An 11,334-nucleotide genomic window follows, 5' to 3' on the forward strand; every position below is an offset into this window, starting at 1 on the left:
TTGCCTCACCGGACCGGCCGCCTACGATCCAGCGCGATCCTTCGAGGAGACAGGGACTTCAGATGCCAGCATTCCGGACCGGTCAGCGTCTCAATCGCCGGGTAGCCGTCGCGGCGCTCGCGCTCGCGGCGCTGCCGCTCGGCGCCTTGCCCGCCCTCGCCCGCGAGATGCCGGAGGCGGGGGCCGATCAGGCCGCGCGCAAGCCGAACGTCGTGGTGCTGGCCACCGGCGGCACCATCGCGGGCGCCGGAGCGGACGCGGCCAACAGCGCGACCTACCAGGCCGCCAAGGTGCCGGTGGACAAGCTGATCGCCGCGGTGCCCGCCATGAGCAATGTCGCCAACGTGCGCGGCGAGCAGGTCTTCCAGATCGCGTCCGAGAGCTTCACGGACGCGCAGCTCGTGCAGCTGGGCAAGCGCGTCTCGGCCCTCCTCAAGCAGGACGACGTGGACGGCGTGGTGATCACGCACGGCACCGACACGCTGGAGGAGACGGCGCTCTTCCTCGATCTCGTTGTGCGGAGCGACAAGCCGATCGTCGTCGTCGGCTCGATGCGGCCCTCGACCGCGATCTCGGCGGACGGCGCGCTCAACCTGCTCGACGCGGTCACGGTGGCCGGCTCCAAGGAGGCCGTCGGCAAGGGCGTCATGGTCACGATGAACGACCAGATCCAGGCCGGGCGCGACGTCACCAAGCGCGTCAACGTGGTGCCGAGCGCCTTCTACAGTCAGTGGGGGCCCCTCGGCATGGTGGTCGAGGGCAAGACCTACTTCTTCCGCGCCTCAGCGAAGCGGCACGGCAAGGCCTCCGAGTTCGACATCGACCAGATCGACAGCCTGCCGCTGGTGGCCGTCGTGTACGGCTCGGGCAACATGTATCCGGGCGCCTACACGGCCGCGGTCGATGCGGGCGCGAAGGCGATCGTCAACGCGGGCACCGGCAACGGTTCGGTCGCGGGCTACCTCGTCGATACGCTGAAGGACATCCGCAGCAAGGGCACGCTGATCGTGCGCTCCTCCCGCGTCGGCGACGGCATCGTGCTGCGCAACGCCGAGCAGCCCGACGACAAGTACGACTGGGTGGTGGCCCACGACCTCAACCCGCAGAAGGCCAAGATCCTCACCGCGGTCGCGCTCACCAAGACGAGCGACACGAAGGAGCTGCAGCGCATCTTCTGGGAATATTGAGCCGCGTCCGCGTACCCTCCCCCCTCTGCGGGGGAGGGAGAATGGAGGGGCTGCGCCCGCCAGGATTTACTGTTCTGAAAACGTTTACACGCGATCGCGCCGGGTCTAGAACGCGTTCAAAAGACGGACACAGCCCGCGCCTATGCGAGGGGCGGACGGCGAGGAGAACCCATGGCGGAGATCCATCCCGAGGTCGCGGCGGTCACGGCCCGCGTGGTCGAGCGCTCGCGGGCCAGCCGGCGGCGCTACCTCGACCTGATCGAGCGGGAGCGCGAGGCCGGCGTGCACCGGCCGAAGCTCGCCTGCGGCAACCTCGCCCACGGCTTCGCGGCATCCGGCGAGGACAAGGCGGCGATCCGGGCGGGCCGGTCGATGAACATCGGCATCGTCACCGCCTTCAACGACATGCTCTCGGCCCACCAGCCCTACGGGCGCTATCCGGACCAGATCAAGGTCTTCGCCCGTGAGCGCGGCGCGACAGCCCAGGTCGCGGGCGGCACGCCGGCCATGTGCGACGGGGTCACGCAGGGGCAGCGCGGCATGGAGATGTCGCTGTTCTCGCGCGACACGATCGCGCTCTCGACGGCGGTGGCCCTCAGCCACGGCATGTTCGACGGCGCGGCGCTCCTCGGCATCTGCGACAAGATCGTGCCGGGCCTGATCATGGGGGCGCTCCGCTTCGGCCACCTGCCGACGATCCTGATCCCGGCCGGTCCCATGCCCTCGGGGCTGGCCAACAAGGAGAAGCAGCGCATCCGCCAGCTCTACGCGGAGGGCAAGGTCGGCCGCGAGGAGCTGCTCGAATCCGAGTCCGCCTCGTATCACGGGGCGGGCACCTGCACCTTTTACGGCACGGCCAACTCGAACCAGATGATGATGGACGTGATGGGCCTGCACATGCCGGGCGCCTCCTTCATCAACCCGGGCACGAAGCTGCGCCAGGCGGTGACGCGGGCGGCGATCCACCGGCTCACCGAGATCGGCGCGGACGGCAACGATTACCGGCCGCTGGGCCTGTGCATCGACGAGAAGGCGATCGTGAACGCGGTAGTGGGCCTGCTCGCCACCGGCGGCTCGACGAACCACGCGATCCACCTGCCGGCCATGGCGCGCGCGGCCGGCATCGTGCTCGACTGGGAGGATTTCGACCGGCTCTCGGCCGCCGTGCCGCTGATCGCGCGGGTCTACCCGAACGGCTCGGGCGACGTGAACCACTTCCACGCGGCCGGCGGCATGAGCTTCGTGATCGCGGCTCTCATCGATGCGGGGCTCCTGCACGACGACATCCTGACGGTGGCGGGCGGCTCCCTGCGCGACCACGCCCGCGACCCGAGGCTCGACGGCGACGACCTCGTCTTCGAGGACGCGGTGCCCGAGAGCCTCGATCCCGCCATGCTGCGCCGCCCGGCCGAACCGTTCCAGCCGGACGGCGGCATGCGGCTGGTCAAGGGCAATCTCGGCCGAGCCACCTTCAAGACCAGCGCGGTCGAGCCGGAGCGCCGCACGATCCAGGCCCCGGCCCGGGTGTTCTCCGACCAGGACGCGGTGATCCGGGCGTTCAAGGCGGGCGAACTGGAGGGCGACGTGGTGGTGGTGGTCCGCTTCCAGGGCCCGCAGGCCAACGGCATGCCGGAGCTGCACAAGCTGACCCCGCCGCTGGGCGTGCTCCAGGATCGCGGCCACAAGGTCGCGCTGGTCACCGACGGGCGCATGTCGGGGGCATCCGGCAAGGTGCCGGCCGCGATCCACCTGACGCCGGAGGCGCTCGCCGGCGGGCTGATCGGCCGGATCCGCGACGGCGACATCGTGCGGCTCAGCGCCGAGGAGGGTCTGCTGGAGGTGATGGTGGACGCGTCGGAACTCGCCGCCCGCGAGCCCGCCCCGGTGCCGCCGCCGGAAGCGGGCACGGGCCGCGAACTGTTCGCCTTCATGCGCCACGGTGCGGACGGCGCCGAGCAGGGCGCCTCGGCGATGCTCGCCGCCGCGGGCCTGTAGGGGGATCCCAAAGGGTCGTGACCCTTTGGCGGGGTCCCGGGGCGCGCAGCCCCGGGATTGGCCTCTCCGACCCGGCTCCGCCGGGACGGAGAGGCCAAATGCAGGGTTCCACCCTGCACCCGCGAAAGGTCTCGGACCTTTCGAAACCATGACCACAGGAGGTGACGCCGTGAACGACCTGACCAGCATCGACGCGCTGATGCGCTCCGTCGCCGTCATCCCGGTCTTGGTGATCGAGGACGCGGCCCACGCGGTCCCGATCGCCGAGGCCCTCGTGGCCGGCGGGCTGACCGCCCTCGAGGTCACCCTACGCACGCCCGCCGCGCTCGACGTCATCCGCGCCATGGCGACGGTCGAGGGCGCGGTGGTCGGCGCCGGCACGGTGCTGAACCCGCGCGACCTCGACGCGGCGCTGGCAGCCGGGGCCGAGTTCATCGTCTCGCCGGGGCTCACCGACCCGCTGACCGACGCCGCCAAGGCCAACGGCGTGCCCTACCTGCCGGGCGTGGCCAACGCCGCCGACATCATGCGCGGGCTCGACCACGGGCTCGACCGGTTCAAGTTCTTCCCCGCCGAGGCCGCGGGCGGCCTGAAGGCCCTCAAGGCGCTCTCCGCCCCGTTCGGGCAGGTGCGCTTCTGCCCTACGGGCGGCATCACCGCGGCCAGCGCACCGCAATGGCTCGCCGAGCCGGCGGTGCTCTGCGTCGGCGGCAGTTGGGTGGTGAAGCCCGGCGCACCGGACACGGCGGCGATCCGGGCGGCCGCGGAGGCGGCCTCCGGGCTGCGGGCGGGCTGAACGCTCCCTCTCTCCCGCCGCGGGCGGGGCGCTCGGCCAGGACAGTTTCGCGCAGGCGACTGGCGAAGTCGCCTATCGATCTGTAGATTGGGCCTGTGCACCGTGTCGGGTGCGCCGCGTCCCACACGGGGCGCGGACAGGCTGCCGCTCAGGGTTCGGTTCGAGAGAGATGATTCAGGTCCCGATGCCGGGTACGGCGCACGCCGTGACCGGCCGCGTTCCGGCCCCAACGACGGCGATGGCCACCGGTCCCGGCGGGACCGGCGGCAACGACGACCGCTCGAACACGGCCATCATCACCCGCACCCGGACGCGCACCAAACGACCGAGCCTCTACCGGGTTCTGCTCCTCAACGACGACTATACTCCCATGGAGTTCGTGGTCCTCGTGGTGGAGCGGTTCTTCAACAAATCGCACGAGGACGCCTACCAGATCATGATGCACGTGCATCAGAACGGGGTCGGCGAGTGCGGGGTGTTCACCTACGAGGTCGCCGAGACCAAGGTGACGCAGGTCATGGACTTTGCGCGCAAGCACCAACATCCTCTTCAGTGCGTTATGGAAAAGAAATAGGCACCCACACAGAGGCCAGCTTTGCCCAGCTTCTCACGCAGCCTAGAACAAGCCCTCCACCGCGCCCTGGCGCTCGCCGGCGAGCGCCGCCACGAATATGCGACGCTGGAGCACCTGCTGCTGGCGCTCACCGACGACCAGGACGCCGCCGCCGTCATGCGGGCCTGCAACGTCGAGATCGACACGCTCAAGCGCAGCCTCGTCGAGTACGTCGATACCGAGCTCTCGAACCTCACCGGTGACGGCCGCCAGGACGCCAAGCCCACGGCCGGCTTCCAGCGGGTGATCCAGCGCGCGGTGATCCACGTGCAGTCCTCGGGGCGCGAGGAGGTGACGGGGGCCAACGTGCTGGTGGCGATCTTCGCCGAGCGCGAGAGCCACGCCGCCTACTTCCTGCAGGAGCAGGACATGACCCGCTACGACGCGGTCAACTACATCAGCCACGGCATCGCCAAGCGCCCTGGCGCATCGGAGGCCAAGCCCGTGCGCGGCTCCGAGGAGGAGGGCTCCTCCGAGCGGCCGAGCGGCGACGACGGCGAGGCCCGCGGCACCAAGAAGAAGGGCGACGCGCTCGACGCCTACTGCGTCAACCTCAACAAGAAGGCCCGCGACGGCAAGATCGACCCGCTGATCGGCCGCCACGCCGAGGTCGAGCGCACGATCCAGGTGCTCTGCCGCCGCCAGAAGAACAATCCGCTGCTGGTGGGCGATCCGGGCGTGGGCAAGACCGCGATCGCGGAGGGGCTCGCCCGCAAGATCATCCAGCACGAGGTGCCGGAGGTGCTCGCCGACGCGACCGTCTTCTCCCTCGACATGGGCACGCTCTTGGCCGGCACCCGCTACCGCGGCGACTTCGAGGAGCGCCTCAAGCAGGTGATGAAGGAGATCGAGGCGCACCCCAACGCCATCATGTTCATCGACGAGATCCACACGGTGATCGGTGCCGGTGCGACCTCGGGCGGCGCGATGGACGCCTCGAACCTCCTGAAGCCCGCGCTCGCCTCCGGCGCGCTCCGCTGCATCGGCTCGACCACCTACAAGGAGTACCGCCAGTACTTCGAGAAGGACCGCGCCCTGGTGCGCCGCTTCCAGAAGATCGACGTCAACGAGCCCTCGATCCCCGACACGATCGAGATCGTGAAGGGCCTGCGCCCCTACTTCGAGGAGTTCCACAAGCTCAAGTTCACCACCGACGCCGTGAAGGCGGCGGTCGAGCTGTCGGCCCGCTACATCAACGACCGCAAGCTGCCCGACAAGGCGATCGACGTGATCGACGAGACCGGCGCCTCGCAGATGCTGGTGCCGGAAGCGCGCCGCAAGCGCACCATCGGCGTGAAGGAGATCGAGGCGACCATCGCCACGATGGCCCGCATCCCCCCGAAGACCGTCTCGAAGGACGACGCGGTCGTCCTGCAGAACCTCACCGAGAACCTGAAGCGGGTGGTCTACGGCCAGACCGGCGCCATCGAGGCGCTGACCTCGGCGATCAAGCTCGCCCGCGCGGGGCTGCGTGATCCCGACAAGCCGATCGGCTCCTACCTGTTCGCGGGCCCGACCGGCGTCGGCAAGACGGAGGCCGCCAAGCAGCTCGCCGCGTCGCTCGGCGTCGAGATGCTGCGCTTCGACATGTCGGAGTACATGGAGCGGCACACGGTCTCGCGCCTCATCGGCGCGCCGCCCGGCTATGTCGGCTTCGACCAGGGGGGATTGCTCACCGACGGGATCGACCAGCACCCCCACTGCGTCCTCCTGCTCGACGAGATCGAGAAGGCGCATCCGGACCTGTTCAACATCCTGCTGCAGGTGATGGACCACGGGAAGCTGACCGACCACAACGGCAAGCAGGTCGATTTCCGCAACGTCATCATCATCATGACGTCGAACGCGGGCGCCTCGGACCTCGCCAAGTCGGCCTACGGCTTCACCCAGTCCAAGCGCTCGGGCGACGACGTCGAGGCGATCAACCGCCTGTTCGCGCCGGAATTCCGCAACCGGCTCGACGCGATCATCTCGTTCGGCCACCTGCCGAAGGAGGTCGTGGCCAAGGTGGTGGACAAGTTCGTCCTCCAGCTCGAGGCGCAGCTCGCCGACCGCAACGTCACGATCGAGCTCTCGGACGAGGCCCGGGAGTGGCTGGTGGAGAACGGCTACGACGACGCGATGGGCGCCCGCCCCATGGCCCGCCTGATCCAGTCCACCATCAAGACGCCGCTCGCCGACGAGGTGCTGTTCGGCCGCCTCAAGGACGGCGGCGCCGTGAAGGTGGTGCTGAGGAAGCCCGAGGACGCGGAGGCCAAGGCCGGCGGCAAGGACTCGCTCGGCTTCGAGTTCCCGGCCGGCCCCGTCACGCCGAGGCCCGAGAAGGACGTGGCCACGACGGCGGCCAAGAAGAAGCGGGCCAAGCCCCGCTCGACCAGCCGCAAGAAGCCGCCGAAGGACGACAAGGGCGGCGGCTCGGGCGGCAAGAGCGTGCGCACCGTGCCCAAGGTGCCGCTCGTCCGGGCCTGACGTCCCGCCCGGCGCGCGGTCCGCGGCGCGTCAGGGTTTCATGAACGGGCCCGCGAGGGTATAGGCGCGGCGGCGCTGAGGTGCCGCCGCGACCGGGGAGGGGCTCGATGACCGAAGATCTGCAGGAGGGCCCCCTCGCGCAGACCACCTACGCCCCGGCGCCGAAGAAGCTCACCGCCCGCGAGCAGCGCCGCCGCCGACGCCAGCGCCGCAAGCGCGGCGAGGAGGTTCTGGCCTGGGTGCTGGTGCCGGTGATCTGCTTCGGCATCTACTGGGGCATCGCCGCCGGCTTCGAGATGATGAACACCTCGCCGGGCCAAGTCTGGGACCAGCTCATGCAGGTCAAGGCGATGATGGAGAAGCGCTCGGGGTGAGCGCGCAGCTCTCCCCCCCCCCTCTGCGGGGGAGGGGTAGAACGTCGCGCTAGCCCAGCCGCAGCGCGTGCACCGAGAACAGAGCCTGCGGGTCGGTCCAGACCTGGACCGGTGCCCAGCCCGCCGAGGCGGCGAGCGCCCGGAAGCTTTCCACCGTGTACTTGTAACTGTTCTCGGTGTGGATCGACTCGCCCGCCGCGAAGGCGACCGGGCGGCCAGCCACGGCGACGTCCTGCGCGGCGCGGGCGACGAGGTGCATCTCGATGCGCGAGGCCTGGTCGTTGAACACGGCCCGGTGCGCGAAGGCGTCGAGGTCGAAGGTGCCGCCGAGTTCCCGGTTGATCCGCGTCAGCACGTTGCGGTTGAAGGCCGCCGTGACGCCGGCCGCATCGTCGTAGGCCGCCTCCAGCACCGCGTGGTCCTTCACCAGATCGACGCCGACGACGAGCACCGAGCCCGTCCCCAGGATCGCACCGAACTGGCGGAGCAGGCGCGCCGCCTCCGCCGGCTCGAAATTGCCGATGGTCGAGCCGGGGAAGAACCCGGCCCGCGGCGCGTCGCCGAGATCGGCCGGCAGCGAGAAGGGCCGGGTGAAGTCGGCCGCGACCGGCTCGACGCGCAGGGCGGGAAAGTCCGTGCGCAACGCCTCGGCCTGCGCGCGCAGGAAGCTCGCCGAGACGTCGACCGGCAGGTAGGCCGCGAGGTCGGGCAGGTGGCGCAGGAGCCGGCGCACCTTCACGGTCGAGCCGCTGCCGAACTCGACGAGCGCGGCGCCCCGGGGCAGGGCGGCGGCGATCTCCGATCCTGCCGCGTCGAGGATCGCGAGCTCGGTGCGGGTCGGGTAGTACTCGGGCAGACGGGTGATCGCCTCGAACAGGTCGGAGCCGGCGTCGTCGTAGAAGTACTTGGCCGGCAGGGTCTTCTGCGCCTGGGCGAAGCCCAGCAGCACATCGTCCAGGAAGCCTTTCGGCTCCGGGGCCTGGGTGACGGGCGTCGCGTTGTCGAAAACGGGCTTGATGGTCACGGGACAGGCTCCGGGCTGGCGCGGTCGCATCGGCGAGGTGCCGGGCGGCCGCGCGAGGAGACGAGGGGAACGGACTGAGGCCGGGTGCCGATCCGGCGGCGGCCCGCTCTGGGATCGGCCTTGGGTCAGCCGCGCTGGTCGGCCAGCCGCAGGCCGGTGAATTGCCAGCGCTGGTGCGGGTAGAAGAAGTTCCGGTAGGGCAGGCGGGCATGGCCCGCGGGCGTGGCGACCGAGGAGCCGCGCAGCACCATCTGGTTGGCCATGAACTTGCCGTTGTACTCCCCGAGCGCGCCCGGCAGCGGCCGGTAGCCCGGATAGGCGACGTAGGGGCTGCGGGTCCATTGCCAGACGAGGCCGAAGGCGTCCTCGAGGCCGTGCTCGCGCGCGGCCACCTCCCACTCGGCCTCCGTCGGCAGGTCGCGGCCCGCCCAGCGGGCGTAGGCGTCGGCCTCGTAGTAGCTGACGTGGGTGACGGGCTGGTCCGCCTCGACCGGGCGGCGCCCGCCGAGCGTCATCACGCTCCAGCCGTCCTCCTCCCGCCGCCAGTAGCCCGGCGCCTCCCAGCCCTCGGCCTGCGCGGCGATCCAGCCGTCCGAGAGCCAGAGGTCGGGACGGGAATAGCCGCCGCCCCGCATGAAGGCCTGCCATTGCCCGCAGGTAACGAGCGCCCGGTCCACCGCGCAGGGCAGGATCAGGCTGTCGTGGCGCGGGTGCTCGTTGTCGAAGGAGAAGCCGCTCCCTTCGTGGCCCACCCGCGCGACGGCCCGCGCAAGCTCCACCGCGCCCGCGCGGGCGGTCGCCTTCGGGAAGCGCCAGCCCGCGTCGTAGACCGCGCCGAGCGGGTTCTGCGCGAAGGCGTGCAGGATGTCGGTGAGGATCAGCTCCTGGTGCTGCTGCTCGTGATAGAGCCCGATCTCGAGGATCGGCAGCACCGCCTCGAGCGCGCCGGGCGCCGCCTGGGCCAGCAGGGTCTCGACGGCCCGATCGACGTGGCGCCGGTAGGCCGCGACCTCCTCGGCGTTCGGCCGGGTGATCAGCCCGCGGGCGAGGCGCGGCTGCCGGGGCCCGGCGGCGACGTAGTAGGAATTGAACAGGTAGTGCCAGCGCTCGTCGTGGATCGCGTAACCCGGCAGGTGCTCGCGCAGCAGGAACTGCTCGAAGAACCACGTCGTATGCGCCCGGTGCCACTTGGTCGGGCTGGCATCGGCCATCGACTGGATCTGCTGGTCTTCCGGGGAGAGCGGCGCGGCCCGCTGCTCGGTCTCGGCCCGCACGTGGCGGTAGGCGGCGAGCCAGGCGGCGCGATCGACGGGCCGCGCCGTGACGGGCGGGGGCGGGAAGGCCGCGGACGGGGGCGCGCTCTGCACGGCCGCGCGGGGTGCCGCTGTGGCTGCCATGGCAATCCTCTCCTTCACCGGCGCCTCGGGACAACACTCTGCTCCCGAGGCGGCGTCGCGAGAGGAGATATGGCCAAGCGCGCCTCCGGCAACGCGGGCGCGGCGATTCTGCCGCAGGCCGTCGGGGCGGATCGCGGCGGAGCCTTTTTCCGGCCTCAGTGAGGGCGCCTTAACCCTCGGCGTCGAGACTGGGCTCCTCAAACGCGGGGCATCGCGAACCTATGCGGATCGATCTCATGGCCGGGGCGAGCCTCTCCGTCGCGGCGCGCGGGGCGCCGGTCGAGCCCCACATCCTCGTGTTCGATTCCGGCCTCGGCGGCCTCACGGTGCTGGAAGAGGTGCGCCGCGCCCGGCCGGACGCGCGCTACGTCTACGCCGCGGACGACGCCGCCTTCCCGTACGGACGCCTCGGCGAGGCCGCGCTGGTCGCCCGGGTGCTCGCCGTGATGGAGCGGCTGATCGCGGTCCACCACCCGGACCTCGTGGTCATCGCCTGCAACACCGCCTCGACCCTGGTGCTGCCGGCCCTGCGCCAGCGCTTCACCACGCCCTTCGTCGGGGTGGTGCCGCCGATCAAGCCCGCCGCCGAGACCACCCGCACGGGCCTCGTCTCGCTGCTGGCGACGCCCGGCACGGTGGCGCGCTCCTATACCCGCGACCTGATCGCGACCTACGCGGGCACCTGCCGCGTGGCGCTCGTCGGCTCGCCGAACCTCGCCAACTACGCCGAGGCCGAACTTTCCGGCGCGCCGGTGCCGGACGCCGCCCTCGCCGCCGAGATCGCCCCCTGCTTCGTCACCGCCGAGGACGGGCGGCGCACCGACGTCGTCTGCCTCGCCTGCACGCACTACCCGCTGCTGCGCGCCCGCTTCGAGCGCCTCGCGCCCTGGCCGGTGCGCTGGATCGACCCGGCGCCCGCCATCGCCCGGCGGGTGACGCAGCTCCTCGGCGCGGGCCCCGCGGGAGCGGAGCCCGGCCCGGTGCTCGCAGCCTTCACCGGGCAGTCCCCGGCCGCGGCCCTGCGCGCCTCGCTCGACGCCCGCGGCGTGACTGAGTTCGGCGTCGAGGCGATGCCGCTCGCGCTGCAATCCTGAGGACGAGAGCGCTTGAGCCGCCGGCCCATCCGCGCGTAGTCAGGCCCCGCGGCCGAGCGAGCGTCCAGCGCGGAGCCGGGCGGGGCCGCGAGCAGGGTCGATGAGAAAGCCGAGAGCCCCAGCCAAATCCGGCGCCAAGCCGGGCGCCAAGCCGCGGGCGGACTCGCCTGCGCCCCCGTCCGCCGGCAACCCGATCCTCAGCCCGGAGCGGCGCGGGGACGACCAGGACCAGAGCATCCGTCCGCTGTCGCTGGCCGAGTTCGTCGGCCAGCGGGCGGCACGCGCCAACATGCAGATCTTCATCGAGGCGGCGCGCAAGACCGGCCAGGCCCTCGACCACGTGCTGTTCGTCGGCCCGCCGGGGCTGGGCAAGACCACGCTCGCC

9 protein-coding genes and 1 pseudogene are annotated in these 11,334 nt (G+C 71.2%); 8 read left to right on the forward strand and 2 right to left on the reverse strand.

Annotated elements, in window-relative coordinates:
• Positions 1-62: 62 nt before the first annotated feature.
• The 6 genes from MFF56_RS12980 to MFF56_RS13005 all read left to right on the forward strand — a co-directional run bounded on the left by MFF56_RS12980 (position 63) and on the right by MFF56_RS13005 (position 7,434).
• Positions 63-1,187 (forward strand): asparaginase, encoded by a 1,125-nt coding sequence (locus tag MFF56_RS12980; protein WP_066926344.1) that lies wholly within the window; start codon positions 63-65, stop codon positions 1,185-1,187.
• A 171-nt stretch (positions 1,188-1,358) separates the two neighbouring features.
• A complete protein-coding gene (edd, locus tag MFF56_RS12985; protein ID WP_066926346.1) occupies positions 1,359-3,182 on the forward strand; it encodes a phosphogluconate dehydratase in 1,824 nt (607 codons plus the stop codon).
• Between the two features lie 178 nt (positions 3,183-3,360).
• Positions 3,361-3,978, forward strand: coding sequence for a bifunctional 4-hydroxy-2-oxoglutarate aldolase/2-dehydro-3-deoxy-phosphogluconate aldolase (gene eda, locus MFF56_RS12990; protein ID WP_066926358.1), 618 nt, complete (start codon positions 3,361-3,363; stop codon positions 3,976-3,978).
• A gap of 238 nt (positions 3,979-4,216) precedes the next feature.
• On the forward strand, positions 4,217-4,552 hold the full coding sequence (gene clpS / locus MFF56_RS12995) for an ATP-dependent Clp protease adapter ClpS (RefSeq protein ID WP_066926360.1): 336 nt from the start codon (positions 4,217-4,219) through the stop codon (positions 4,550-4,552).
• A 21-nt stretch (positions 4,553-4,573) separates the two neighbouring features.
• The gene (gene clpA, locus MFF56_RS13000; protein WP_066926348.1) at positions 4,574-7,060 is read left to right on the forward strand and encodes an ATP-dependent Clp protease ATP-binding subunit ClpA; all 2,487 of its coding nucleotides are present in this window, start codon (positions 4,574-4,576) and stop codon (positions 7,058-7,060) included.
• A 107-nt stretch (positions 7,061-7,167) separates the two neighbouring features.
• Positions 7,168-7,434 carry a hypothetical protein gene (locus tag MFF56_RS13005; protein WP_066926350.1) on the forward strand — a complete coding sequence of 89 codons (267 nt, stop codon included), beginning with the start codon at positions 7,168-7,170 and terminating at the stop codon, positions 7,432-7,434.
• A gap of 49 nt (positions 7,435-7,483) precedes the next feature.
• Here MFF56_RS13005 and egtD read toward each other — a convergent pair whose 3' ends face one another.
• Complete coding sequence (gene egtD / locus MFF56_RS13010; protein WP_373324060.1) at positions 7,484-8,458, reverse strand: L-histidine N(alpha)-methyltransferase; 975 nt, start codon at positions 8,456-8,458, stop codon at positions 7,484-7,486.
• A 125-nt stretch (positions 8,459-8,583) separates the two neighbouring features.
• Complete coding sequence (gene egtB / locus MFF56_RS13015) at positions 8,584-9,855, reverse strand: ergothioneine biosynthesis protein EgtB (RefSeq protein ID WP_238230091.1); 1,272 nt, start codon at positions 9,853-9,855, stop codon at positions 8,584-8,586.
• Positions 9,856-10,076: 221 nt separating this feature from the next.
• Between egtB and murI the strand changes: the two genes are divergently transcribed.
• Together murI and MFF56_RS13025 are read left to right on the forward strand one after the other, a co-directional pair.
• Positions 10,077-10,949, forward strand: coding sequence for a glutamate racemase (murI, locus tag MFF56_RS13020; RefSeq protein WP_066921436.1), 873 nt, complete (start codon positions 10,077-10,079; stop codon positions 10,947-10,949).
• Positions 10,950-11,049: 100 nt separating this feature from the next.
• Positions 11,050-11,334: pseudogene (locus tag MFF56_RS13025) on the forward strand (Holliday junction branch migration DNA helicase RuvB); the annotation flags it as partial.

This window comes from Methylobacterium hispanicum (assembly GCF_022179285.1).
Lineage (GTDB): Bacteria > Pseudomonadota > Alphaproteobacteria > Rhizobiales > Beijerinckiaceae > Methylobacterium > Methylobacterium hispanicum.